Below are 23,372 nucleotides of genomic sequence, written 5' to 3' on the forward strand. Positions count from 1 at the left end.
CCGCCGACGCACCCGCCGTACCGAATTCGGGGCCGCCCGGCCACCTACGCCGTACGCGCGGTCTGCTCAGGCTCGGTGACGTCCTTGCGCGTCACCACGAGGAACACCACCAGACCGAGGATGACCGCGAGGAACAGCACGCTGGTCACCACGGTGCCCAGGCCCATGCCGCCGTCACCGGTCGGCTGGGAGAGATAGTCGCCCATCGATGCGCCGAGCGGGCGGGTGAGGACGTAGGCGATCCAGAAGCTCCACACCGCGTTCGCCCCGAGCGCGAAGCGCGCCACCGCCACCGCGGCGATGGCGAGGGCGAACAGAACCGCGGAGACCCAGTAGCCCAGCGCCATCCGCTCGGCGACCAGGTCACCGGCCGCGGTGCCCAGCGCGAAGGTGAACAGCACCGCCAGCCAGTAGAACGACTCGCGGCGCAGGGTGTCGATGCTGTGGACGGAGAGCGTCCGCTCGCTGCGGTACCAGGCGGCGAACACGATCGCGAGGACGACGGCGAACACCGTGGTGCTCGTCGTGAGCGGTACGCCCATGTTGTCGGTGAGGTTGTCGCTGATCAGGGTGCCGACCACGCTGATCAGGGCGACGGCGAGCCAGTACACGCCGGCGCGGTAGGCGGTCGTGCGGAACTGGACGACGAGCACCACCGCGAGCAGCGCGCTCATCAGCAATGACACACCGGTCAGGCCCAGTCCGGCCTTCTCGTTCAGCAGGTCGGCCGCGGTCTCACCGACCGTCGTGCACAGCACCTTGATCACCCAGAAGTACACGGTGACTTCGGGCACCTTGTTCCAGCGAAGGCGATGACCGCGGGCGGTCGCGGCGGGATTGCCGGCCGCCGCCGTCTCAGAAGTCTCAGATGTCATGAGGCCCGACCGTGCCACCGGAAACCTGAACGCATCCTGACTGCTGCGCGGCACCACCCGCCGCTGCCGGGCCGCGCGTGGAACATGACTGCCATGCGCCATGGCCCAGTCGGTGATACCGGCGCTCCGTCCCGGCCCAGACCCAACAACGGAAGCGCGCGGCCATGATCATCCCGCCCGGCCCCCATTCCTCAGTCCGTGCCGACAGAGTGACCGAGCGGCTGCGGCGACGCCTCGGACGAGCCGTGGCGCTCGCCTGTCTTGCGGCGCTGCTGCTCTGCTGCTGATCGCGGCTCCGGTGGTGGCAGCGGCCGTCTGCGCCCTGTCCTTCGCCGTGGGCCGGCTCGCGGCGCGCGTCCTGCGTCTGGACGCCCCGGCCGCTTCTGCCCGACAAGCCGCACCTGCTGCTGCCGGTTCTCGCGTGCGGGCTGTTGCAGAAGACGGCGGCAACAGGGTGGTACGGATGACTCGCCCTCGGCGACCACCGTGCCGGGTGTCCTGACCGGCGAGCCCTTTCGGGGAGGTCGTCGAAGACCTGCGGGGCTCGCTTCTGTTCGATAATGGGTGCTGGGGTGAGCGTCTACGATCCCAGCGGTCGCCTCATGCCGCTGTGGGCGATCTCGGGGAAAGGCAGGTTCCATGACGGACTCCGACGGCGAGCGCAGGCCGGCGGGCGAACTGGAGGCCAGTGTGCTGGCGGCTCTGTGGGCTGCGGGGAAACCGATGTCCGCGGCGCAGGTGAGAGCGGCGATTCCGCAGCCGCTGGCCCGGACAACGGTGGCGACGCTGCTGATCCGCCTTCATGAGAAGGGCGTGGTGGATCGCAGCCCTGCCGCACGCGGTTTCCTCTACTTTCCCGTGGCGGACTCTCACGGCCTGACCGCACGGCGGATGCACCAAGAGCTCGACCAGGACCACGACCGCAGCACGGTGCTGGCCCGGTTCGTCGAGGGTCTCGGCCCGGACGACGAAGCGGAGCTTCGGCGTCTGCTGGAGGGGGGCCGACAGTGATCGCACTGCTGCTCGTTCCGCTGGTGCTGCCCTTCGCACTGCCCCCGCTGGCCCGGCGAGTGGTCGACCGGGGGCGGCCCGACGCAGCGCTGTGGGTGCTCACCTCGGCCTCGGTGGCCCTGGCGGTGGGTGTCGTAGCGTGCCTGGGCGTCCTTCTGCTCCCCGTCGCGCTCTCCGTTCCGGTGATCGCCGGCCTCGCCCACCTCATCCAACCCCTGGAGGCCGGACCCACAACCCTGGTCATGGCTGTCTCCGTCTTCGCCGGTGGGGCCCTGGCAGTCACGTGCATCACTGCCGTACGCCGAACGCAGTCGGAAGTGCGGCGGCTGCGCGCGGCCCACGTCGACGTCGCCGGCCTCCCGGACGCCGGCGGGCTCTGTGTCGTCGACGACGCCCGTCCCGACGCCTATGCGCTGCCCGGCGGTCGCCACAGCCCGAGCCGGGTCGTGGTGACGACCGGCATGCTGCGCGCCCTGACCGCCGACGAGCGCGAGGTCCTCCTCGCTCACGAGCGCGCCCACCTCGCCGCGCGACACCACTTGTTCCTGGCCGCCGCCCAACTGGCCGGCTGGTGCCACCCGGCGCTCGCAGCCGTCGCACCGCAGGTGTCGTTCGCCGCCGAGCGCGCCGCGGACGAGGCCGCAGCGCTCGCTGCCGGCGACCGGACGCTGACAGCGACCGCCGTCGGCCACGCGGCGCTGGCCACCACCCGCACGCGCACTGTTCTGCCCTCCATCGCTCCCAGTGCCGTCACAGGACCAGTCCCGGCACGCGTGAAGGCCCTCCTCGCCCACGCACCGGCTCAGCGCCTGGCCCCTGTGCTGCTGGCATTTGTGGTCCTGATCGGCCTGGCCGGTGGCTCCGCCCTGGCCGGGGCCGCCTCGGTGCACCGAGGTGTGGAGATCGCCCAGGGCGAGCTCCCCCGCCCCTGACTCCTGCGGGACACCGCCGTGTTGCCCTCAGCCCACCGAGTCACGACTCGTGGGGCAGCGCGCTGTTCTCCAACTACCTGATCGGTCTGCGCGAGGGCCTGGAAGCCGGCCCCCTCCCGGGTCTGCATCCTCGAATTCGGCTCCCAGGAGCTCACGTTGGAGGCGCAGGAGGCGCTCGGCGGCTCCCTGTCGATCGTCGCGGTCGGCCGGGCCACCTAGTGACCTGCTCGCCCGTCTCCGCGCCCACGTGAGGCGCCGGATCGTCGACACACCGCCCACGGAACCCGTCCGGGCCGACGTCGTCCTCGAGTCCCAGGAGTCCCTGATGGCTGGGCGAGGTCTGGGACGAGAACTGGGTTCGGCTCCACCAAGACCCTCGACATCACCATGGCCGCCTGCGCCGCCCCCACACCGCAACCGGCGGCAAACCGCCCGTCACCAGGTTGACCAACGTCCCTGGGCAGTACAGCTAGGACACCGAAGTGCCCTGGACATCCCTTTGGGAGACGGCCAGGTAGCCGACGAGCCCGAGGATGGCCACGGTCCAGGACAGGGTGACCGGTCCGAGGCCGAGGTTCAGTCCGCCCCGGCTGTGGCCGACGGCCATCCAGTCGGCGATCGAGGCACCGAGGGGACGGGTGATGACGTACGCGGCCCAGAAGGCCGTCACCGCGTTCAGGCTGCCCCAACGGTGGGCGACGGCCGGGACGGCGATCGCGGCGGCGTACAGGACGGCGGAGCCCAGGTAGCCGAGTCCGATCGTGGCCGTGAGATCCCCGGCGGCGGTGCCCAGCGCAAACGTGGCCAGTACGGCGGCCCAGTAGAAGGTCTCGCGGCGGCGGGTGTGGATGCTGTGGATGGACAGGGTGCGTTCGCTGCGGTACCAGAGGACGAAGACGGCGGCCAGCGCGGCCATGAAGAACGGGGTCGAGATCATGTACGGCACGCCGAGGCCGACATGCAGCACGTCGGCGGCCATGGTGCCGAAGACGCTGACCACGACGATCGCCGTCCAGTAGATCCAGGCCACGTACCTGCGGACCGTGAACTGCACCGCCAGGGCGGCCACCAGGGCGATGCCGCCGAGGCCGACGGCGGGGATCGGGCCTAGCAGGTGGGCCAGGAAGTCGGAGGCCGTCTCGCCCATCCCGGTGGTCTGCACTTTGATGATCCAGAAGTAGACGGTCACCTCCGGCACCTTGTTGGCCGCGTGACGCATGTGGCCCGCGGGCCGGTTGTGAGTGAGGTGATCAGTCGACATGGCAGGCACGATGACATGGCGCCCGGCCTTTGCCCCAGACCCCTTTGCCAGAGCTTTTGCGCTTCTGGTGCGTGAGTTTCCCAAGGCCCGTCCGGACCTGACCACAACCTGAACGCCGATGCCTATGAGCTGGTCAGCGCTGCGGGAGCAGTGGTATCGGGGGCGTTACGGCGTGTCTCACCCGGCCTGGTCGGCGAGATCGCCGCAGCCGGACACGGGATCGGCATCCACGGCCGGCTGCATCGCCCACCGCTCCTGCGCGGCCCGCGCGCGACCTACGACGACCTCGCTCGCGCCCGCGACACCGTGCCGACATCACAGGAGCCCGGCCCACACTCCTCCGGCCCCCGTACGGCGTGATGTCGGCCGCCGCTCATCCAGCGCCCACCGGCTCGGTCTCTCTCACCCCGGTGCCGTGGGCCTGCTGGGCGAGGACTGGACATCCCGTGCCACACCGGCGTCCGTCCACCGCACGGTGACGACCGACCTGGACGGAGGCGGCACCATCCTGCTCCACGACTCCGACTGCACGTCGGCCCCGGGTGCGTGGCGGTCAGCTCTGGGCGCCCTTCATCCTCGGCACCTGCGAGCAACACGGCTACGAGGTCGGCCGGTTGTGCGACCACGGATGACGCCGCGTCTTCCCGCATCGCGGCCGAGCATCGCCATGTCCGTCGGTTCCTATCAGCATGATTTGGCGCGGAGCCCCGGGCGTTCACGCCCGGGGGGAAGCGCTTCTGGCGCACCGGGCACTGGTCAGCGGACCGGCAGCGCGGTGGTGTGTTCCTCGCGCACGGCTTGCAGGGAGCGGGGGTTCAGGCCGAGCAGGCTCAGGATCGTCGGTGCGATCTGCTTGGTCTGCACGCTCGCGGAGTCGCGTACGCCGTCCGGAACTGAGGCGCCCGAGACGACCAACGGGACGTCGAGGTCGTCGGAGTGGGCGCCGCCGTGCTCGGCGATCTTCTTGGTGCCGCCGGTGTAGACGACGCCGTACTGTGCGAGGCCGAAGATGTCCGGGACACGCGCGTCGCCGGCTTCGACGTGGAAGTAGCGGGCCGCGGCGTTCCCGGCGTAGACCTTGCTGAGCCCGCTGCGCGTGAAGGCCTTGGGTGCGGCGTTGATGTCGGTGCCGCTGCCGCTCTGCGCGAGCAGGTACGTCTTGGCGAAGTCGGTGGCGGCCTGCGAGCGGTCGGTCAGCCAGAGCAGCATCGCGTCGTCGTCCACGGAGTGCGCGACCAGGTCGCCGGCGGCGGGATGGAGCTTCTTCCAGGCGGCGTTGAGGCCGTCCAGGAGCGGGCCGTCGTCGATCCGGGTGAGCGCGGTGGGGTCGGTGGGCGACTGGCCGTGCTTGGCGGACAGGATGATCGTGGTGCTGTCGGCCAGGTGTCGCCTGGTGATCTCAGAAGTCAGGGCGTCGATCTGGGCGTTGACGAAGTCCAGGTTCTTCGTCAGCAGCGGTCCGGGCACGTTCTTGGCGGTGTAGCCGCCCTTGAGGCCGTCGGAGGCGGGCAGCTTCTGCGCGGTGGAGACCGACTGGAAGTTGAGGCCGAAGATCGCCGGGGTGCCGACCTTGTGGGTACGGCTGTGGTCGTAGCCGTCGATCTCGTTGAGGACGGCCTTTACCTTGTAGCCGTCGTACTGTTCCGTGGCCTGGTTGTCCTTGGTCCAGTCGTTGCCGGCCGGGTAGCCGAGGGCGTCGCTGTTGATCTCCGGCGTGAACAGGTCCTGGATGCCGGTGCCCGAGGGCCCGTTGAGGATTTCGTAGGCTGCGTGCTTGTCCGACCACGCGGTGCGCAGACCCGCGCTGCGGGCCACCTCGAAGACGGTGTTCACCTTGAGGTAGGAGTGCGGGTAGACCGGCTTGCAGGTCTTGGGGTCGACCGGCAGCTTGGAGGCGTTGATCAGGCTCGCCGGGTTGCCCGTCATCGACAGGATGCTGTCCGGCAGGCCGGCGAGTCCCTGACCGGCGTCGATGGATGCCTGGTTCTTGTCCAGGTCCTCCGTGAGGTCCACCTCGACACCGGGCTTGACGTCCTTGCAGCTGGTGGTCCCGGCGGGCAGGAGCGACGCGTTGTAGGTGTCGTCGTAGTAGACACCGGTGGTGCCTGGACCGCCACCGGTCGCCTGGGCGACCATGCCCGGGAAGGAGTCGGACGGCGTGGTGGTCTTGGCGTGGGTGTACTCCACACCGCCGCCGACCAGCCGGGCCAGCGCGGAGTTCGGGTGCCGGGAGACGTACCAGGCCAGGTCCGACTGGTGCAGGCCGTCGACCGAGATCAGCAGAACGTGCCTGGTGGGGGCTCCGTGGTGGGAGGCGGCAAAGGCGGAGGGCTGGGTGGCAGTCAAGCCGGTAAGTACTCCCGCGGCGGCGAGGACGGTTGCGGGCCTGACGTAACTTCTCGACATCTGGGTTTCTCCCGGGCGTTTGGGGCGAGCTGCGAGTGCCGGGCCAATCAGAGTCGCGCCTTGCGTACCGGGGACGGCGCAGGCGTGAACGCACACCGAAGTAGCGGTCGGTTCTTCATCAAGCACGTCTGGTTTTCGCCAAGGAGGGGCGACGTCCGCCGCACCGGCGGTCAGCCCGATACGTTCACCACCCGGGTGGACGCCGAGCGCGGACCACTTCGGAAGAGCTCGCTGCTCTGCTCGATGAGCTCCATCTGGACGAGGACGTCGCCTGTCGACGACCAACCGAGCGGACTGCCAACCGAACGGAAGGGGTGGTGACGGCTGCATCCATCTCGTTGTCTTCCATGATCTGGCGGGCATGAAGCTGCGAGTGGCCAGTTCCGATTCGTCGGTGGCCGTCTCCACGTGGGTCGACCTGCGCTACCCATCCGACAGCAAGAAGAAGTGGCGGTCCGCCGGCTTGGCGAACAACCTGGAGGCGACCCAGGGCTTCATCGAGACTTACGGCGCCCACAAGGCACTTCGCTGGTACGCGTGAGCCTTGGCGCGGGCTGGCCGCGTCGACATCGTCGGCGTACAGGTAGCGGCGCGGATCAAAGGCGCAGGACGATCAGGGCGATGTCGTCGCTGGCGCCGCTGCTGACGCCGAGGTGCGCGAGCAGAGCGTCGGCGAGACGTTCGGGGCTGTGGCGGGCATGGCGGGCGAGCGCGTCGGTGAGGCGTTCCAGCCCGGCATCGATGTCCTCGCCGCGGCGTTCGATCAGACCGTCGGTGTAGAGCACGAAGGTGTCGCCGGGGGTGTAGGCCAGGTCGGCCTGGGGGCGGGGGACGGGTTCGGGGCGGGCTCCCAGCGGAGGGTCGGTGGCCTGGTCCAGGAGATCGCAGGTGCCGTCCGGGTGGAGCAGGACGGGGGGTGGGTGGCCGGCGCTGCTGTACAGAATGCGGTGAGCGCGGGTGTCGATGACGGCTTGGATGACGGTGGTGGCCAGCGCGCCCTCCACGTAGCGTGCGTACCGGCCCAGGATGTCCAGAGCTCTCGCGGGTCCTTCGACGGCCCGGACGACGGCGGACAGCGCGCTGCGCAGCATGCCCATGACGGCGGCGGCCTCCAGGCCATGGCCGACGACGTCGCCGACCGCGACGGCGAATCGGTTCTCGGGCAGGTCGACCACCTCGTACCAGTCGCCGCACACGTTCAGCGACCCGGCGGCGGGCAAGTAGCGCACCGCGGTGTCCCGGTGCCTGGCCAGATGGGGCGAGTGGAGCATGGCTTCCTGCAAGGTGACGGCGACCTGGCGTTCCCGGGCGTGGGCTTGGCGCAGTTCCTCGTTCACTCGATGGAGCTCGCGCGCCCGGGCGTACAGCTCGACCTCCATCGCCTCCACGTCGCTCAGCGCCCCGCCTCCTCGCCGACGAGGGTGGGAGAGGATGAACGAGGTCACGTCCTCCCCCCGGTGCAGGATCCACTGCACCTGCCCGTCCGGCCCGAGCACCGGTGTGTTGATGGCGGACCACCACCGCTCCTCGAACACGCCGGGCTGGTCGGCCACGGGAATGTCGTACTTCATCGGCGCCATCGTGTCCCGCTTCTTCGAGCGCAGGACCCAGTGCAGGGAAGCGTGCAGATTCCGCACCCCGTCGGCATCCGGGTCCGCCGGATTGTCAGGGAAGGCGTCGAAGAGGTACCGCCCGATCAGATCCTCCCGAGTGCGGCCGGTCCCCCGGCAGGCCGCCTCATTGACGTCGACGAGCACCAGGTCCGGGCCCAGCACCATGCAGGGGCTGGGGGTGACCGAGAACAGCGCCTGGTAGTCGATCCCCGGCCTCGCCACACGTTGTGGCCGGGCACCCTCAGCAGGGCTGGTCTCGTCCTTCACACTTACGTTCTACCGTTCGTGGGCGCCCTCGGCACCTGGGCGCAGGTCGACCGTCCGGCCCGTATGTCGCCAGTGGGCGAAGAAGGCGTACACGCGCGGTCAGGTATCCGCGCGGGTGGCGCAGTACTGGGCGGTCGGGACCCCGCGCGGTGGGTCAGAGCTGATTCTCGCCGCCGTTGACGTGCAGGGTGGTACCGAGCATGAAGCTGCTGTCCGCGGAGGCGAGGAGGGCCACGGCGGCGGCGACCTCCTCCGGGCGCCCCCGCGGCCGATCGGCACGCCCGCCGCGAGTTCGGCCTTGAGAGCTGTTCCGCAAGGTCCTGGAGCGCTACACCGACGGCCCCGCCTCCTATACGGCCCGCGCGCTGGACAAGCCGAGCGCCCGGGAGGTGGCCACGGCGTTCCTCGCCGGCTCGGTCAGCACGACCACCCACCCCGGCCACCCCGCTGGATGCTGGGTGTGCAGGGCTCGCTGGCTTCAGGCCACTCCGGACGGCCGGCCCAGGACGCCCTGATCGCCTGGCGAGACGACGGCCGCGCTCGCCTCCGGCACCGGTTCCAGCGCGCCGTCGACGAGGGTGATCTGCCCCGTTATGTTCTTCGCAGCCCTGCAAGAGGGCCGCTGGCCTCCAGGCCCGGCATGACTGTTGCCCCCTGTCGAACGGATGACCTGGGCGGTGGTGTGGTGTCACCGGACCCGGTAGGTGCCGTCGGAGACGCTGATGAGAGGTCCGGCCACCACCCGGTCCGGCGCAACGCCGGACAGCTCGCGGGCGGAACTCCAGCAGGTGGCCGACGCGGCGCTGCGGAACTGGCCACCCGTCCGAGCCGTCCCAGAGCGCCGTCCCGGCCCGTCGGCGCGGGCGGTTGTCAGTCGACGGAGGCCACGAAGTTCAGCATCCGGCGGTTGATCTCCTCCGCGTGGTCGATCTGCGGCCCGTGGCCCGTGTCAGCGATGATCTCGGCTCGGGCACCGGGGACCAGGCGCGGCACCCGCTCCACCTGTCGCTGCGGGTGCACGAGGACGCTTCGCTTCCCGAGCACCAGGTAGAGCGGAGTCCGGATGGTGGACAGCTCCTCCTCGGACAGGGGAAGCGGGGCCGGGCGGCGTATGCGGTAGGCGCGAGCGGCCGTTCTGATCATCGTGCGCAGTCCCGGCATGACGAGGACCGGCTGTTCCAGCCAGGCCGCCAGCCGCTTTCTTCGAGTTCTCGACGAAGGAGGTGGGCGCGTCATCCTCGGGCGTGGAGTCATGCACGCGCGCAGATCTACCGGAACCAACCCCCGCCTTTCAGGCGATCACCCGGCATCACACGATCAAGTGCAGTAGCTTCCTGCGGTGATCTCTCTGGGGGAACCTGCGTTCTTCACCCGCCTGCGCGACGCCCGACGGGTACTCATCGCCGGCGCGGGCGGCGGCTTCGACGTGTATGCCGGGCTGCCGCTCGCACTCGCGCTGCGGTCCGCGGGCAAGGAGGTGCACCTAGCCAACCTGTCCTTCGCCGATCTCTACGGCCTGGACCTCGATGTGTGGGTGGATCAGGACGTCGCGGCCGTCGGACCCGAAACCCCTCTACGCGGCGACTACTTCCCCGAACGGACGCTCGCCCAGTGGCTCGCGACGCAGGATCTGCCGTCGACCGTGTACGCGTTCCCGAGCATCGGAGTCGGTCCGCTGCGAGCGGCCTACCGGACGCTGATCGCGCATCTAGGCGGTGTCGACGCGGTCGTGCTGGTGGACGGCGGGACCGACATCCTGATGCGCGGCGACGAACACGGCCTCGGCACCCCCGAGGAGGACATGGCAAGCCTGGCCGCCGTGAGCAGGCTCGACGAGATCCCGCACCGGCTGGTGGCGTGCCTCGGCTTCGGAGTGGACGCGTATCACGGCGTCAACCACTCCCTGGTACTGGAGAATCTGGCCGCCCTGGACCGGGACGGCGCCTACCTCGGAGCGTTCTCGCTGCTCGGGGCTGCGCGGGAGGGCGCGCTCTATCTCGACGCGGTGGCCCACGCCCAGCGCCACACCGCGAGCCACCCGAGCATCGTGAACGGATCCGTCGCCGCCGCCGTGCGCGGTGACTTCGGCGATGTCCGGTTCACGGAAAGAACCAAAGGCGGCGAGTTGTTCGTCAACCCGCTGATGGCCCTGTACTTCTGTGTGGACCTGCCCGGACTGGCTCGCCGCAACCTCTACCTCGGTCTGCTGGAACGGACTTCGCTGATGCGGCAGGTGAGTTCAGTGATCGAGGAGTTCCGCACCACACTCCCCCGCCAGCGCCCACCGCGGGCTTTCCCGCACTGAGCACACCACGTCCGGCAGCACCGCCTCAGGTTTTCGAAGCTCGATTGCCGGTTGCCGGTTGCCGGAAAGTCATGTTCGGCGCGGTACGGCTCCGTCCTGTCGGCGGTAGAGGTCGCGCAGCAGGGAGATCTCGGCGCCGTGATGGATCAGCTCCCTGTTGACGTGCAGGACCCTGTTCTCCAGGGGGAAGCGCTCGGGACCCACCGTGGGCGGATTCTCCAGGTCGGCGTCCGAGAGCTCGCGGACCCCCGCGTTCCATTTCCCGTACATCTCATCGAGCTGTTTCAGCGCCTCGTCAGCGGTCCCCGCGTAGGCGAATGTCTGGGAGTCCACGTCCTGGCCGCCGAAATACCATCCGACCCGATACCCCAGGCAGGAGACGATGACGTGAGCCAGCCGCCAGGCAATCGTGGTCACCGGCGCCGGCACCGGGTCAGGGGACGCGGAATCCATCGTCCACTCCCCCGAACCAACCGACATCGGTGCGGCCGACATGCCATGTGGGCGGATGCTCCAGCAGCCTCGCACCGGCTCCCAGAAGTACTCCTCATCGGCAAGACCGTCCAGCCGCGGCCGCAGGTTCTTGTGCCAGTACCAGTCCAGCTGGTCCGCGAGCCGCTCACTTCTTGTCATTTCCGCACACTACATACAACGCAGACCTGGCTGCGGCCCCAAATGCGCGGTCTGATCCACACCGCTCACATCTGGTGTTCCACCCACACGAAGATCAGGCCGACGGCTCCGGTTCCGGCGCCGTAGCAGGCGCCGCGCAGCAGGTGCGAGAGGGCGGTACGCCGCCGTCGCGCGATCCACTTTCCGGCGGCGATCAGCCGCTCCCGGCCCGTCCGGGGCTTGCAGGGCGTGCGGGGACAATGGGTCATGGCAGGCGTCCCTTCTGGATGGCGTCCTGATGGGGAGTCCGCCCGGCCGGTGGCCTCGGAACCGGTGGCCGGGGCCAGGACTCCCCTTCGCTGTGTCGTAGCCCGCTTGCGGATCAGCGGCCTTCGGCGAACTCCTGGAGCCGGGCCACGAGCTGGCGGTCGGGCCGGGCCACGATCACGGAGGAGTGCGGGGTGCGGGCGGCGAGCCGGTCGACCTCGCTCTCCAGGCGGCCGGTGGGCGCGTGGGCGCCGGATCCGTTGGCGCGCACGTACCGGGCGAAGATCTCCAGGCCGTCGAGGAAGGCCGCGTCCGGCGGGGCGGTGTCGGCCATGGAGTGGGTGAGTTGGTGGAACCAGTGCCGGGCCCGCCGCGATTCGCCCAGGCACAGGTGGTGCAGGTGCAGACAGTACGCGGCGGCGCGGCTGCCGGCGCCGGCGGCGAGTTGCCACCAGAACTGGGCGGACTCGGGGTGCCCGGTCAGGGACAGCAGGCAGGCGTAGACGAGGGCGCCGTCGACGTCGAGTTCGTCTTCGGTCAGCGGGCCGCGGTCGGGGCCTTCGGCGATCTTCGCGACGTGGGCGGCCGCGTCGGGTTCATTGAGGACCCACCGGCACACCACGGCCAGGCGCTGTCCGGCCTGGGCGGCGCGGGTGACCTCGGTGGTGGGGGTGCGGCGGGAGGCCTCGGCGGCCAGCCGGCGCAGCCCCGCGGCGACGTCGGCGCCGCTTCGCGGGGCGACGGGAAGGCGGGCGCCTTCCAGGAGGTCGTTGATGGTGGTGCTCACGCTCCCACTCCCTTGTGCTTCTTCGGGGTCTCGGGCAGACCGAGCTTGAGGCGCAGGCGTTCCTTGGCGCGGCGCAGGTGGTGGCCCACGGTGCGGTCGTCGATGCCGATGTACCAGGCGACCTTGGCCGTCGGGTAGCCGAGCACGTAGCGCAGCACGATCACCTCGAACTGGCGGTCCGGGAGTTCGGCGATCGCCTCGTACAGGCCGCTGGAGGACTCCATCTTCCGGAGCTTCTCGCGGGCCGTGACGAGCGCCGTGTCGAGGGCCTGGGCGATGGGGCCGTTGATGACGAACGCCGGCCCCCGCCCCTCGGCGTCGAGGCGGTTGTGGACGATCCGCCGCACGATCGCCCACGCGCCCTGTTCGAGGTTGCCCGCGCTCAGCAGCTGCGACCAGCCGGCGTGGATCTCCAGGAAGACCTCGTGGATGACCTCTTCCGCGGTCTCCCGGTTACCGAAGTGGACTTCCGCGTACGCGTGGAAGACCTCGTGGTGGCCGAGGTAGAAGGCCTCGAAGTCCACTTCCAGGTCCAGAGGGACGAACATGGACTGCGAGAGCGCGGCGCCGTGCTCCGCCGGCGAGGCGCCCTCCTGGGCGTCGTCGTACCTCACGACCGGCTCCTGTCGGCAGGGGACATGAGCAAAGTTCCTCTCCATGGAGGCAATCAGGGACCCGGCGCCAACTCACACGCGCCGAAAGGCCGTTGGCCTGTGACCTAGCTAAGTGATTTGCCCGGCGGAACACTCACGCCCGTTTGAAAAAGACGCCCGGCGTGCCCACGTACAGGCACTGTGCAACGCTCAACAAGCGCCGCTAGTCACCCTCCGCAGCCATCTGACCAGGCGTAACCCACCCGAAGTACGCACCGAACACGCTTGCGCACACATACGGTGTTCTGCATCACATCCCACTGCGCCACCAGAGCCCCGTTCTCGCGTACGCAGCCATCGGACGCTGGGAGAGCACTTCAAGGTCAATGGAGACCGACGCCGCACCGGAGTGGAGCGGTCAACTCCCACGGAGCGCAGTAGTGTTCCTGCCCGCACCGCAGGAGCCCGGGCGGGCTCGAGAAGCCGTGGTCGGCCACGTCGACAGGCGGACGGCGTCCGAGACGGGCCGCCCGCACCACGATCCAGCCAGCCCTGAACGACGAACGGCTCGAGCCGGCTGCGGTCGGCCGGTCCGAGCCGTCGTCGTCCCTGCTATTCGTTGCGTGCCGTTTCCGGTCCCGTGATCCGCCTGAGCAGCGGCATCGTGGATGCGATGACGCCGAGTGAGGCGACGAGCCCGGTGAGCACGGTGGCGTAGTACTGGATTCCCGGTGCTCGGATCGAGTAGCTGAACTGTGCCTGTACGAACAGTTGAGCAGCCAGGAAGCCCATTCCGATGGCCACCACGGCGACCACAAGGAGCGGGACCGCGCTTTCCAGAAGCACCACCCGGCGCAGCACGCCTAGCTGTGTGCCCGTCAGCCGCAGCAGGCTGAAAGGGCGCTTGCGGTCGCGCAGCCCACCGGCCACGCTCACCGCCAGGCTGCAGCCGGCGATGGGGAAGCTGACCAGGATGACGACGTTGGCCAGTTGCTGGTATCCGGCGAGCTGTGCGCCGCTTTGGGCATGGTCCTCGCGGACGGTCAAAGGGATGTCGCGGTCGGGATAGGTGTTCGTGAGGATGGTGCGCGCGCGTTCGATCGCCGAGGTCGAGCCGTTGGTGGCCACGACGATCTCCTGGACCGGGAGGCGCGCGAGGCGCTCCCCGGAGATGTTTGCGGCGGGCCATGCCGCGGGCCAGTGCTGCCAGGAGTACGTGCCGAAGCTGCCGTAGTTCTGGGTGACCGACGCCGCCCGGGCCCCGGCGGCGCATGCGGCGTGGGCGGGCATCTTCGCGAGCTCGGTGCACGAGGCCAGGCCGGCCACCGGCGGGGTCACGGGGCCTTGATAGGCCGGGTCCGTGGTGCCGAGCGGGTTCGTGTGGATCATCAGTACACCTGTGACGCCCGGTACGGAGTTCAGGTCGCCGAGCGCGGCCTTCGAGAGCGGGGCCACGCTGCCGATCCGACGCCCGGTGGCGGAGTCGAAGCCTTGGGCGTAGTTGGCGTCCAAGGCGCCGGCGACCGTCCGGTCGGCCTGCGGGATGCTGCGCTCGGCGTTCAACGAGCCGATGATGCCGACGGCGGCGCTGGTGACGCACAGGGCGAGGACCAGTCCGCTGACCGCGCGGAAGCCGGCCTTCGGGTCGTCCGCGAGCCGTCGGCCCGCGACGAGCAGCGCGGGGCGGCTGGTCTGCCGGGCCAGGAAGCGGGCGCCGGCCATGGTCAGCCAGGGGCCGGCGATGACGAGTCCGGTCAGGACCAGCAGGATTCCCGGGACGAAAACCAAGATCTGGCCGTTGGTGTTCCTGGGCACCCGGCCGATGGTGTACGAGAGTTCGGCGATGCCGGCGGCCAGGGGAATCAGCCGATAGGCCCGCGGCGGGCGTGGCGTGATGCGCCGGGTTACGCCGAGCGGGGAGACCTGCACGCGGCGCAGGGCGATCCGGGCGGCGATGGCGGCTCCCACCGGGACGGCGACGGCGACGAGCAGGATGTCGCCGGTCCGCAGCGTGAGGTCGTCGGCGAAGTACGGCGTACTCGTGAGGTCGACCGCCGCCAACTGCGTACGCAATAAGTAGAAGAGGCCGTAGCCGACGGCCGTGCCGATGACCGCGGCGACCGTGGATTCGACGGCCGAAATCATGGAGATCTGCCGCGGAGTGGCGCCCACCAGGCGCATGGCGGCGAAGCGCTGCTCGCGGCGGGCGGCTGCCAGCCGGGTGGCCGTGCCGATGAGGATGAGGACGGGGAAGATCAGGGCGGTGCCCGCGACGGAGAGGATGAGCTTGATGCCTCTGTCGTCGATGCCCGCTCTGACCGTGCAGTTCGTGCCGTTGCAGCTGCTGGGGGCGACGGTGGTGATCGACGTGACCCGGGTGGCGTCGTGCTGCTTCGCGAGCTGTTCGGGGCGGTGGCCGACGACGACGAGCAGGGAGTCGGGGCCGGGGAGCGCCGCGTTGCCGACCGTGCCGATCTGGCGGCCGAGATAGCGGTCGGCGAGTTCGGCGGCCGGGGTGGAGTGCAGGAGCCTGCTGAGGGCCGGTGAGGCGTAGAACTCGCCCGGTCCGGGGAGGCGTGAAAGGCCCGGTGGGACCGGGGAGTTCGGGCCGGTGGCGGCGACATCGACGCGGCCGATGGTTTTACCGTCGAAGTGGTCCGCCCTGAGCAACCACCACAGCGGGTCGGCGTTCGCCTTCGCCGCCGACCGGCTCGAGGTGCTCGTGCCGGAGCCGGTGTTGAGCCAGGCGTTGCGGCTGTTTTGGGTGGCCGTGGCGTTGATGGCCGCGAGGATGCTCAGCAGCAATCCGACGCCGAGGGCGACGGCGGCCACGATGACGGCCAGTCGGGCGGCGGCCTCCCTGCCGCCGCTCACGGTGAGGCGCAGGCCGAGGCGGATCACGAGGTGAGCCGTTCGACGAACAGCGGCGTCACCTTGCCGTCGCGGACGATGACTTCGCGCTTCGCGTAGGCGGCCACCCGCGGCTCGTGGGTGACAAGGACGACGGTGGTGCCCTCCTCCTTTACAGAGGCGACCAGCAGGTCCATCACGTGCTCGCCGGTGAGCGAGTCGAGCGATCCGGTCGGCTCGTCGGCGAACAGCACCTCGGGCCGGGAGACCAGGGCGCGGGCCAGCGCGACACGCTGCGCCTGTCCGCCGGAGAGTTCGCCGGACCGGCGCCCCTCGAGGCCGTCCAGGCCGAGCCGCCCGAACCACGATCGAGCCTCGGCCAGCGCGCTCGCCCTGCGGGACTTGGCGAGCAGCAGCGGCAGGGCGACGTTCTCCTCGGCGGTCAGCTCGGGGACGAGCTGACCGAACTGGAAGACGAAGCCGAACCGGTCCCGGCGCAGTGTGCTGCGTTCGGGCTCGTCCAGGGTGTCGATGCGGCGGCCGTCGAACCAGATCTCGCCGGAGTCGGGTACGAGGATCCCGGCCAGGCAGTGCAGCAGCGTGGACTTGCCGGAGCCGCTCGGGCCGGTGACGGCGAGGATCTCCCCGGCACGGGCGCAAAGGTTCGCACCCTGCAGCGCGGGCGTCTTCCCGAACGACAGGACAGCATCCCGCGCTTCCACGAGGAAACCGTCGTCCGAACTCATGAGCGCACCTCCGCTGTCAGAGCGGCGAGCCGTGCCACGGTCTGGTCCATCCACCGCAGATCGGCCTCCAGGTGGAATACGCCGTGATCGGCCAGCAGCGAGTCGATCGTGCTGCCGGTCCGGCGCAGTTCGGTCAGCTCCCTCATTCGCTCCATGTGGGCGGCGCGCTGGATGTCGAGGTACACGCGGGGGTCGCGCTCAAGCAGCACCGCCAGTACGACCTTGGTGAACAGCACCGTCTGCAGGTGTGGTTCACCCGCGACCGGCTCGGTCAGCCAGCTCTCGACCTGCGTGACCCCCAGTTCGGTGATCACGTAACGCTTGCGGTCAGGCCCCGAACCCGGCCCGGTCTCGCCGATCTCGACCTTCCCGTCGCGGGCGAGGCGTCCCAGGGTCGAGTAGACCTGCCCGGCGGGCAGCGGTTTGCCCCGGCCGAAATAGGTGTCGTAGTCGCGCTTGAGGTCGTAGCCGTGGCTCGACTCCCGTTCAAGGAGTCCGAGGAGTGCCAGAGGGACAGTCATACCTCAGTATCTACACTCAGTATCTAGTCGGCGTCAACGGAAGGAACGACCCTGAGGCCAGGCTTGGTTCACTGACGTCAGCGACGGTCGGCCGGCAGGTGCGGGCCCTTGGCAACACAGGACCACCGAGTGGAGCGGCGCGCATGCATATGCCCCATGCCGCTCAGGCAGGCCGCTCTCGTAGGGTGGCTCGCAAGTACCAGCCAGGGGGAATCGACGTGACCGAAGCCGTCAAGGACACGGATGCGGCGGGCGCGACGCGCAACACACCTGCTCGGGTCAGCATCTGGGCCGCCTTTCTGGGTGCCGGTCTGATCGTGGGCGTCTTCGTGACGCCGATGTTGTGGCTGCTGTACGGCGGGTGGTACACGTTCCTGGTGTTCGTGTTCGGCGTTGTCGCGATCCCCGCCGGACACCTCGGCCGCCGGCGGGCAAAGCGCCTGGGCGGACGCGACCGCGGCGTCGCGCTGCTCGGCATCGTGACCGGTTGGGTCCTGATCGTCTTCAGTCTGCTGCTGGTCCTGGCCTACGCGGGACTACTGGCAGGGCTGGCGTACCTCGCCGACTTCACTTCATGAGCAGGGGCCGGGGCTGCCGCGCTTGCCCGCGGAACCGCCCCTCCTGCTCACCTTGGCCGAGGTGTTGGACCGCCTGCGGGTGACGTCGAATCCGACCGACATATCGCAATCTCGGTCCGAAGGTGACGCGCATACGTGAATCCCGCCTCGGGCGCGCGTGAACACCACGATCTACGGCGCCTGACAGTACTTCTACTTCACCAACTGACGCCGGACATACCGCGGGAGGGCGGCGGCACGGACACCCGTGCCGCCGATCTCGTGTCGTCAGTTCTCCGCGGGTCCGGCGGAGTATCGGCTCCAGGTGCCCCCGGCTCTGTGCCAGTGAACATCACGACCGGCGGTCGGTTCGCGGGCTGCACGACGAAGGATCGTCGGTCGTGGACTGGGTGTACGCGGACAGCGCCGGCCGGCTGTCCGGCAGGTTCAGCTCGCGGAGGCACTGTTCGATCGGTGCGCCGTACTGGCCCCACGGCCCGTGCTCCACGACGAACCGCAGGATGTCCTGGCGGCATTTACTGAGGCTGATGAAGGGGACGCCCGTATGCCCTTCTGGACTGGGGAACGCGCCCGTGAGCGCGGCTGTGAGGGCCTCTGCGACGAGGGCGCCGGTGGGGCCGAGGGCGTTGACGATCGCAGGCAGGACGTCACCCGGCGCGTGAACGGCGAGCGGGGCGAGTGAGCGAGCGGCGTACCCCTGGAGGTTGCCGCCGTTGAAGTCGACCCCCGGGACGGACATCGGAGCCGCGGCGGTCCGCGTCAGTTGCCGGAGGATCTGGGAAACGAGGTCTTCGTCGACGGGGCCGGTGTCCGGGCCGGTGGTGACCAGGCGGGCCAGCGCGGTGGCGGCACCCCAGCACACGAGCGGATCCGGGGCGGTGAGCCACGGCCGGAGGCGGCCCACCAAGGCCTGGTCGCCCACGAGCCCGGCCGCGACCAGGACAGTGGCCGCGGCACGGGAGTCGGCCTCGCGCTCCAGACACGCCAGGAGCGCGAGGACGGTGCGAGCTCCTTCCTCGGGGAACCAGGCCAGTAGGTAGGCGGTCCGGGTACGGACCTCGGGGTCCGGATCCTCCAGGAGGCAGCGCAGCGCGGGCAGTTCGGCCCGGACGGCGTCGTATGAGACCAGAGCGCTTGCCCGGCTGTCGGGGGCCCCTCCCGCCGCGCAGTAGGCTCGTGCCTCCTGGAGGGATCGGCGTCTTTCGGGGTCTTCGGCGGCGGCGAGCTCGCCGTCGTACCAGGCCACCATCTTCTCCGGTGTGAAGTCCGCAGCCACCGCGCGCCAGGCGACGGTGTCGATACCGTCGGGCAGGTCGTACTCGTCGTGCCAGTCGATCGCCAGCCGGGTCAGCATGAGCAGTGCGGTGGAGCGTGCAGGCAGGGGCCCGGCTATCGCGATGCGGGCGAGGAAGGGCACGGCATGGGGAGAAGCGGTGTCGCGGGTGCCCTGGTGGAAGATGTTCGAAAAGAGTCGGCGCCAGGCATCCTTTCGGGCTTCCTCGTCGGCCCCGCACACCTGGCGCAGCTGGCCGGGTACGTCTTCGGCACTCCCGTAGGCGTGGTGAAGGCCGGCCCAGTCGAGGTCATCCAGCCCGGCCAGCAGGTCTTCGTTCTGTTCCTTGATCACGACCAGAGCCTCGCACGCCCCACTGACAAAGGGGGCCTTGAACTGGCTGCATCGCTGCCCGGAAGCCTCGCCGAAGTCGGGGACCGGTCCCAGGAATCACGCATCCCCGTCCGCATGGTCCCTGACGCCACGTCGTCGTAGAACGTCTCCCAGAACCCGTGGTACGCATGAGCGGTCTCGTCGATGCCGAGACTGGCTCGCGCCACTCTGCACGACCTGGGCCGACTGCTGCTGATGTTCCGTTCGCCGTTGGGCGGACAGCGGCCGGACCGGCTTCTGCGGATGCGAAGCGCCTGCGCCCCGCCCAACAGCCCTCCCCACGACGGTCTTTGACGGAAGGTCTCGCGCGCCGGGCGGCAGTTTCTGAAGTTCCGCGCGATATCCCCTTGCCCAATGGTCAAGAGTCATTGACCATTGCTCGCATGCCTACCGACGATCTCCCCGAGACGTTTCACGTCACCACGGACGAGCAACTGCGCGCCGTCTCCAATCTCACGCGCCACCGGATCATGGCCGTGCTCCGCTTCGAGCCGGCGACGATTACGCAGATCGCCGAGCGGGTCGGCCTTGCGAAGGGGAGTTCCAGCTATCACGTGCGGCTGTTGGAGCGGGCCGGCCTGGTGAAGGTGGTGCGGACGCGGAAGGTGCGGGGTGTCACCGAGCGGTACTACGCGATGGCCGCACGGTCGATCGAGCTGCCGGACCCGGGCGAGGGAGGCCCGGATGTGCTGATGCGGCATGCGGTGGCGGACCTGGAGGCGTCGCCGGTGGACGGCGAGCGGCACGTCCGGATGGCGCATCTGCGGCTCACGGAGGAGCAGTTCGCGGATTTGGGGGCACGGTTGCAGGCTCTGGCGGACGAGTACCGGGAGCTGTCCGATCCGTCCCTGCCGGACGCGTCACTCGTCTTCGCTCTGTTCCACCCGGCACCGCGCGCGCAGGCCGGGGGGAACGCCAAGTGACCTCAGAGGTACGGAAGTTGCCGACCGGGTTCGGGCGCCTGTGGACCGCGCAGACGGTGTCCTCGTTCGGTGACGGGGTGTCGCATGCCGCGCTGCCGCTGATCGCGTTGACGTTGACGCGGGATCCGATGGCGCTCGCCGTCGTCACGGCTGCCGGTACGCTGCCATGGCTGCTCTTCGGGGTGCTCGGCGGTGCGCTGGTGGACCGCTGGGACCGCCGGCGCACGATGTGGGTCACGGACGCGGCGCGTGCGGTGCTCCTCGCGATACCGGCGGCAGCGGCTGCGCTCGACCTGCTGAGCATTCCGCTGCTCGCCGCCGTCGCCTTCCTGCTCGGCCTCGGCGGACTCTTCTTCGATACGGCCGCCACGGCCTATCTGCCGGATCTGCTCGGCCGCGACCCCGCACTCCTGGAGCGAGCCAACTCCCGCTTGCGCGGCGCCCAGACCGCCATGTCCGGCTTCGCGGGGCCACCTGCGGGCAGTGCGCTGCTCGCGCTCGGGCGGGCGGTTCCGTTGCTCGCCGACGCGGTGTCGTTCATGCTCTCCGCACTTCTCGTACGTACGCTGCCCGCCACGCCCCGGCCCGTGCCCGAGGTGCGCGAGTCGCTGCTTCTGCAGGCGCGGGCCGGGGCCTCGTACGTCTTCCGGAACCGGCTGCTGCTCGGGCTCGCGCTCCGCCCGGCGGTCGGGAACGTCGCCTTCCTCGCTGTGGAGACCGTCCTCGCCCTCTTCGCGCACGACCGCCTCGGCATCGACACCTACGGCTTCGGCCTGCTCCTGACGGCGGAGGCCACCGGCGGACTGCTCGGTGCGGGCATCGCCTCCTACCTTGGCCGACGGCTCGGCACCGGCACCGCACTGACCTGCACGGCCGCCGTAGAGGGACTTGCCATCCTGGGCCTGGCCGCTGCCCCGAACCCGTACGTGGCCGGGCTGGCGCTCGCCGTCTGCGGGGCCGGCATGGGCGCCACGATGGTGCTCGGGCCCTCCCTCCGGCAGGCGATCGTCCCGGCCCACCTCATGGGTCGGGTCGCGTCCACATCCCGCATGCTGGCCATGTGCGCCGCCCCCATCGGGGCCTTCCTCGGTGGCTGGCTGGCAACCACGTACGACATCCGCACCCCGCTCTACGCCGCCGCCGTCCTCCTCCTGACGATGACGGCCATCACGGCATCCATGACCAGCAATCGTCGGGTCGAAGCGGCGCTGTGGGCCGCTGCCCCGGCAGGCGGTCCCGATCATCCGGCATACAAGGATCTGGCCCAGGAGAGTGCACCCGAGGTTTCGTGACACCTGCCGCCAAGGCAGGACGCCAAGTTGTGTGCCAGGCCGCTGCAGTGGAGGTGGGCCTGCTGCACGTCGGCTTCCGGGGCGGTTATCGGCGACGCCACGGCCTCATCCAGTTCCTTACGGCATTCGCGGACGGCCGCCCACGGGCCCTCACCCGGCTCGACGTGTCCCTCATCGCATGGACGGTGTTCTTGCTTCCGGATCAAGCAGATCCAGGCAGACGACCCCCACTGGCTCGACCAGCTCGCATCCAGGACGGCGCCAATCATCGGCATCGCCGCAGCTCTGCGCGAAGACCAGCAGGCGGTCACCCAGCGGATCACCACCCCGTACAACTCACCGGGCCTTCCCGCCTCGAGTTACCACCTGGCCCACCGGGCACCGGAGTTCGGCAGCCGCATTGCGCGGCCCTGCCTGTCGGCCGACAGGCTTCCCTACGCGGCCATCCGGTACCGCCAGGACCGGGGACAACAGGCGTTCAGGACCAGTCGTCGCCACTCCCCCGTGCTGTCCTGGTACAGGAGGCCGGTTCTTCGCGCGGGCCGGCCGGGTGTGGACGCACCGGCGTTGCCCTGGCCAGTCACATGCCGAGCACCCGTCGGGTCTCGACGGCGATCTGCTGTGTCTCGCCGGTTGCGACCACGAGGACCGGGACACCACTCTCCGCCTGATCGATGCGTCGGAGGCCTTCCCGCATCAGATCCTCCAGTTCGGGGACGAGCAGTCCGCCTCGTACACCCAGAACAGTCAGGGCCGAGCAGATCTCCTCGCGTACCTCGGGTTGGTCCTCGCCGATCTCCCCGGTGAAGACCAGCGCGTCCAGCCGGTCCAGCGAGGCGGCCATCGAGGCGATGCCCCTGCGGCAGCTGAGGGTGAACGTCGCCAGCGCCAGCTCGGCCGCGGCGTCACCCTCCGCGCGGGCGCGCACCAGGTCCCGGGTGTCTCCCGAGGTACCGGAGAGGCCGAGCAGACCGGACTGCCGGTGGAGTGCGTCGTCCAACTCGTCCGTACTCAGAGCGTGCCGCCGCTGCAACCACAGCAGTGCGCCGGGGTCGAGGCTGCCGCTGCGCCGGCTCATCACCAGGCCTTCCAGCGGAGTGAGGCCCATGGTGGTGTCCACGCTGCGTCCGTTCCGCACGGCGCAGGCCGAGCAGCCGCCGCCCAGGTGCACGAGCACGACCTGGAGGTCGTCGACGGGTCGGCCCAGGGCCAGCGCCGTCCTCTGCAGTGCCCACGAGTAGGAAAGCCCGTGGAATCCGTACCGGCGCAGCCCGTACTCGGTTCGCCATCGCTCGGGCACGGCGTACGTGCGCGCCGGTGCCGGCAGATCCTTGTGAAAGACGGTGTCGAAGCAGGCGACATGGGGAACGTCGGGCAGGAGTTCTCGTGCCGCGTCGACAACAGGCAGGGCGGGGGCCACGTGCAGCGGCGCGAGGTCGGCGACGTCCGTCAGCAGAGCGCGTACGCGTGCGTCGATCAGGGTATGTCCGGTCAGGTGCGGACCGCTGTGGACGATGCGGTGGCCAACCGCCGCAGGAGCGGGCACCTCGCTGAGGAAGTTCCGCAGTTCCGCCGCCGCCGCGGGCCCCGGGGGCTCCGAGGCGTCTCGTTCCGCCACCCGTTCACCGTCCGCCGCGAACAGAGCGATGTGAAGGCTCGAAGAGCCGGCATCGAGGACCAGTACGTGACCATCACGGCTCTGGTGGGAGCGGCCAGCGCTCATCACACACCTCCATTGCACTCGGTCCTCCGGCACGGTGCGCCCGCCACGCAGCAACGGGCCCCGTACGGGTTCCCCGCCATCGCGGCTGATCCCCGTGATGGCGACAGCTGTCTTTGTCTGGCGGCGCATGACGCGGCCACACAG

General features: G+C 69.8%; 21 protein-coding genes and 2 pseudogenes. 8 read left to right on the forward strand and 15 right to left on the reverse strand.

Annotated features, from left to right (window positions below; all coding sequences use genetic code 11):
• Nucleotides 1-44: 44 nt before the first annotated feature.
• Nucleotides 45-875 carry a hypothetical protein gene (locus tag BFN33_RS22900; protein ID WP_069761991.1) on the reverse strand — a complete coding sequence of 277 codons (831 nt, stop codon included), beginning with the start codon at nucleotides 873-875 and terminating at the stop codon, nucleotides 45-47.
• Nucleotides 876-1,514: 639 nt separating this feature from the next.
• Between BFN33_RS22900 and BFN33_RS22905 the strand changes: the two genes are divergently transcribed.
• The 3 genes and pseudogenes from BFN33_RS22905 to BFN33_RS52020 all read left to right on the forward strand — a co-directional run.
• A complete protein-coding gene (locus BFN33_RS22905; RefSeq protein ID WP_069761992.1) occupies nucleotides 1,515-1,886 on the forward strand; it encodes a BlaI/MecI/CopY family transcriptional regulator in 372 nt (123 codons plus the stop codon).
• A complete protein-coding gene (locus BFN33_RS22910) occupies nucleotides 1,883-2,818 on the forward strand; it encodes a M48 family metalloprotease (protein ID WP_069761993.1) in 936 nt (311 codons plus the stop codon). The genes BFN33_RS22905 and BFN33_RS22910 overlap by 4 nt, the downstream gene beginning before the upstream one ends.
• Before the next feature lie 62 nt (nucleotides 2,819-2,880).
• Nucleotides 2,881-3,034, forward strand: a pseudogene (locus BFN33_RS52020) (iron transporter); the annotation flags it as partial.
• Nucleotides 3,035-3,287: 253 nt separating this feature from the next.
• Here BFN33_RS52020 and BFN33_RS22915 read toward each other — a convergent pair.
• Together BFN33_RS22915 and BFN33_RS22920 are read right to left on the reverse strand one after the other, a co-directional pair.
• Nucleotides 3,288-4,079 carry a hypothetical protein gene (locus tag BFN33_RS22915; protein WP_069761994.1) on the reverse strand — a complete coding sequence of 264 codons (792 nt, stop codon included), beginning with the start codon at nucleotides 4,077-4,079 and terminating at the stop codon, nucleotides 3,288-3,290.
• Nucleotides 4,080-4,835: 756 nt separating this feature from the next.
• Complete coding sequence (locus tag BFN33_RS22920; protein WP_218109026.1) at nucleotides 4,836-6,425, reverse strand: alkaline phosphatase family protein; 1,590 nt, start codon at nucleotides 6,423-6,425, stop codon at nucleotides 4,836-4,838.
• 433 nt (nucleotides 6,426-6,858) lie between these two features.
• Here BFN33_RS22920 and BFN33_RS53230 point away from each other — a divergent pair, with 433 nt between their 5' ends.
• Entirely contained in the window at nucleotides 6,859-7,026 is a 168-nt protein-coding gene (locus BFN33_RS53230) for a hypothetical protein (protein ID WP_218109028.1), read from the forward strand.
• A gap of 55 nt (nucleotides 7,027-7,081) precedes the next feature.
• Here BFN33_RS53230 and BFN33_RS22930 read toward each other — a convergent pair whose 3' ends face one another.
• The 3 genes and pseudogenes from BFN33_RS22930 to BFN33_RS22935 all read right to left on the reverse strand — a co-directional run.
• Nucleotides 7,082-8,263, reverse strand: coding sequence for a SpoIIE family protein phosphatase (locus BFN33_RS22930; protein ID WP_069762252.1), 1,182 nt, complete (start codon nucleotides 8,261-8,263; stop codon nucleotides 7,082-7,084).
• Between the two features lie 256 nt (nucleotides 8,264-8,519).
• On the reverse strand, nucleotides 8,520-8,600 hold the full coding sequence (locus tag BFN33_RS55575) for a hypothetical protein (protein ID WP_370743315.1): 81 nt from the start codon (nucleotides 8,598-8,600) through the stop codon (nucleotides 8,520-8,522).
• 635 nt (nucleotides 8,601-9,235) lie between these two features.
• A pseudogene (locus BFN33_RS22935) lies at nucleotides 9,236-9,568 on the reverse strand (alpha/beta fold hydrolase); the annotation flags it as partial.
• A gap of 136 nt (nucleotides 9,569-9,704) precedes the next feature.
• On the opposite strand from BFN33_RS22935, the gene BFN33_RS22940 reads away from it, so the two are divergent.
• The gene (locus BFN33_RS22940) at nucleotides 9,705-10,670 is read left to right on the forward strand and encodes a DUF1152 domain-containing protein (RefSeq protein ID WP_069761997.1); all 966 of its coding nucleotides are present in this window, start codon (nucleotides 9,705-9,707) and stop codon (nucleotides 10,668-10,670) included.
• Between the two features lie 69 nt (nucleotides 10,671-10,739).
• Here the strand turns inward: BFN33_RS22940 and BFN33_RS22945 are convergent, their stop codons facing one another.
• From BFN33_RS22945 to BFN33_RS22975, 7 genes are all read right to left on the reverse strand, one after another.
• Nucleotides 10,740-11,303 (reverse strand): DinB family protein, encoded by a 564-nt coding sequence (locus tag BFN33_RS22945; protein WP_069761998.1) that lies wholly within the window; start codon nucleotides 11,301-11,303, stop codon nucleotides 10,740-10,742.
• Between the two features lie 65 nt (nucleotides 11,304-11,368).
• On the reverse strand, nucleotides 11,369-11,551 hold the full coding sequence (locus BFN33_RS22950) for a hypothetical protein (protein ID WP_069761999.1): 183 nt from the start codon (nucleotides 11,549-11,551) through the stop codon (nucleotides 11,369-11,371).
• A 113-nt stretch (nucleotides 11,552-11,664) separates the two neighbouring features.
• Nucleotides 11,665-12,336 (reverse strand): hypothetical protein, encoded by a 672-nt coding sequence (locus BFN33_RS22955; protein ID WP_069762000.1) that lies wholly within the window; start codon nucleotides 12,334-12,336, stop codon nucleotides 11,665-11,667.
• Nucleotides 12,333-12,950, reverse strand: a complete 618-nt coding sequence (locus BFN33_RS22960; RefSeq protein WP_069762001.1) for an RNA polymerase sigma factor — start codon at nucleotides 12,948-12,950, stop codon at nucleotides 12,333-12,335. The genes BFN33_RS22955 and BFN33_RS22960 overlap by 4 nt, the downstream gene beginning before the upstream one ends.
• Before the next feature lie 591 nt (nucleotides 12,951-13,541).
• On the reverse strand, nucleotides 13,542-15,830 hold the full coding sequence (locus tag BFN33_RS22965) for an FtsX-like permease family protein (RefSeq protein WP_069762002.1): 2,289 nt from the start codon (nucleotides 15,828-15,830) through the stop codon (nucleotides 13,542-13,544).
• Nucleotides 15,827-16,525: an ABC transporter ATP-binding protein gene (locus BFN33_RS22970; protein WP_069762003.1), complete on the reverse strand. Its 699-nt coding sequence runs from the start codon at nucleotides 16,523-16,525 to the stop codon at nucleotides 15,827-15,829. Before BFN33_RS22970 ends, BFN33_RS22965 begins: the two co-directional genes overlap by 4 nt.
• Nucleotides 16,522-17,046: a PadR family transcriptional regulator gene (locus BFN33_RS22975; protein WP_069762004.1), complete on the reverse strand. Its 525-nt coding sequence runs from the start codon at nucleotides 17,044-17,046 to the stop codon at nucleotides 16,522-16,524. Before BFN33_RS22975 ends, BFN33_RS22970 begins: the two co-directional genes overlap by 4 nt.
• Nucleotides 17,047-17,264: 218 nt before the next feature.
• On the opposite strand from BFN33_RS22975, the gene BFN33_RS22980 reads away from it, so the two are divergent.
• Complete coding sequence (locus BFN33_RS22980; RefSeq protein ID WP_079140963.1) at nucleotides 17,265-17,624, forward strand: DUF4190 domain-containing protein; 360 nt, start codon at nucleotides 17,265-17,267, stop codon at nucleotides 17,622-17,624.
• 331 nt (nucleotides 17,625-17,955) lie between these two features.
• Here BFN33_RS22980 and BFN33_RS22985 read toward each other — a convergent pair whose 3' ends face one another.
• Nucleotides 17,956-19,251 carry a HEAT repeat domain-containing protein gene (locus tag BFN33_RS22985; protein ID WP_069762005.1) on the reverse strand — a complete coding sequence of 432 codons (1,296 nt, stop codon included), beginning with the start codon at nucleotides 19,249-19,251 and terminating at the stop codon, nucleotides 17,956-17,958.
• 422 nt (nucleotides 19,252-19,673) lie between these two features.
• Here BFN33_RS22985 and BFN33_RS22990 point away from each other — a divergent pair, with 422 nt between their 5' ends.
• Both BFN33_RS22990 and BFN33_RS22995 read left to right on the forward strand, forming a co-directional pair.
• Entirely contained in the window at nucleotides 19,674-20,213 is a 540-nt protein-coding gene (locus tag BFN33_RS22990; protein WP_069762006.1) for a transcriptional regulator, read from the forward strand.
• Complete coding sequence (locus BFN33_RS22995) at nucleotides 20,210-21,505, forward strand: MFS transporter (RefSeq protein ID WP_079140964.1); 1,296 nt, start codon at nucleotides 20,210-20,212, stop codon at nucleotides 21,503-21,505. The genes BFN33_RS22990 and BFN33_RS22995 overlap by 4 nt, the downstream gene beginning before the upstream one ends.
• Before the next feature lie 580 nt (nucleotides 21,506-22,085).
• Here the strand turns inward: BFN33_RS22995 and BFN33_RS23000 are convergent.
• On the reverse strand, nucleotides 22,086-23,228 hold the full coding sequence (locus BFN33_RS23000) for an acetate/propionate family kinase (RefSeq protein ID WP_069762007.1): 1,143 nt from the start codon (nucleotides 23,226-23,228) through the stop codon (nucleotides 22,086-22,088).
• Nucleotides 23,229-23,372: the final 144 nt, after the last annotated feature.

The sequence above is a fragment of the Streptomyces sp. LUP47B genome (genome assembly GCF_001746295.1).
Lineage (GTDB): Bacteria > Actinomycetota > Actinomycetes > Streptomycetales > Streptomycetaceae > Streptomyces.

Bases quoted from the DNA above. Each gene is read 5' to 3' on its own strand.
- BFN33_RS22945 (WP_069761998.1), bottom strand. From the start codon at position 11,303: ATGACAAGAAGTGAGCGGCTCGCGGACCAGCTGGACTGGTACTGGCAC.
- BFN33_RS22990 (WP_069762006.1), top strand. From the start codon at position 19,674: ATGCCTACCGACGATCTCCCCGAGACGTTTCACGTCACCACGGACGAG.
- BFN33_RS22950 (WP_069761999.1), bottom strand. From the start codon at position 11,551: ATGACCCATTGTCCCCGCACGCCCTGCAAGCCCCGGACGGGCCGGGAG.
- BFN33_RS23000 (WP_069762007.1), bottom strand. From the start codon at position 23,228: ATGAGCGCTGGCCGCTCCCACCAGAGCCGTGATGGTCACGTACTGGTC.
- BFN33_RS22970 (WP_069762003.1), bottom strand. From the start codon at position 16,525: ATGAGTTCGGACGACGGTTTCCTCGTGGAAGCGCGGGATGCTGTCCTG.
- BFN33_RS22905 (WP_069761992.1), top strand. From the start codon at position 1,515: ATGACGGACTCCGACGGCGAGCGCAGGCCGGCGGGCGAACTGGAGGCC.
- BFN33_RS22915 (WP_069761994.1), bottom strand. From the start codon at position 4,079: ATGTCGACTGATCACCTCACTCACAACCGGCCCGCGGGCCACATGCGT.
- BFN33_RS22930 (WP_069762252.1), bottom strand. From the start codon at position 8,263: ATGGTGCTGGGCCCGGACCTGGTGCTCGTCGACGTCAATGAGGCGGCC.
- BFN33_RS22900 (WP_069761991.1), bottom strand. From the start codon at position 875: ATGACATCTGAGACTTCTGAGACGGCGGCGGCCGGCAATCCCGCCGCG.
- BFN33_RS22975 (WP_069762004.1), bottom strand. From the start codon at position 17,046: ATGACTGTCCCTCTGGCACTCCTCGGACTCCTTGAACGGGAGTCGAGC.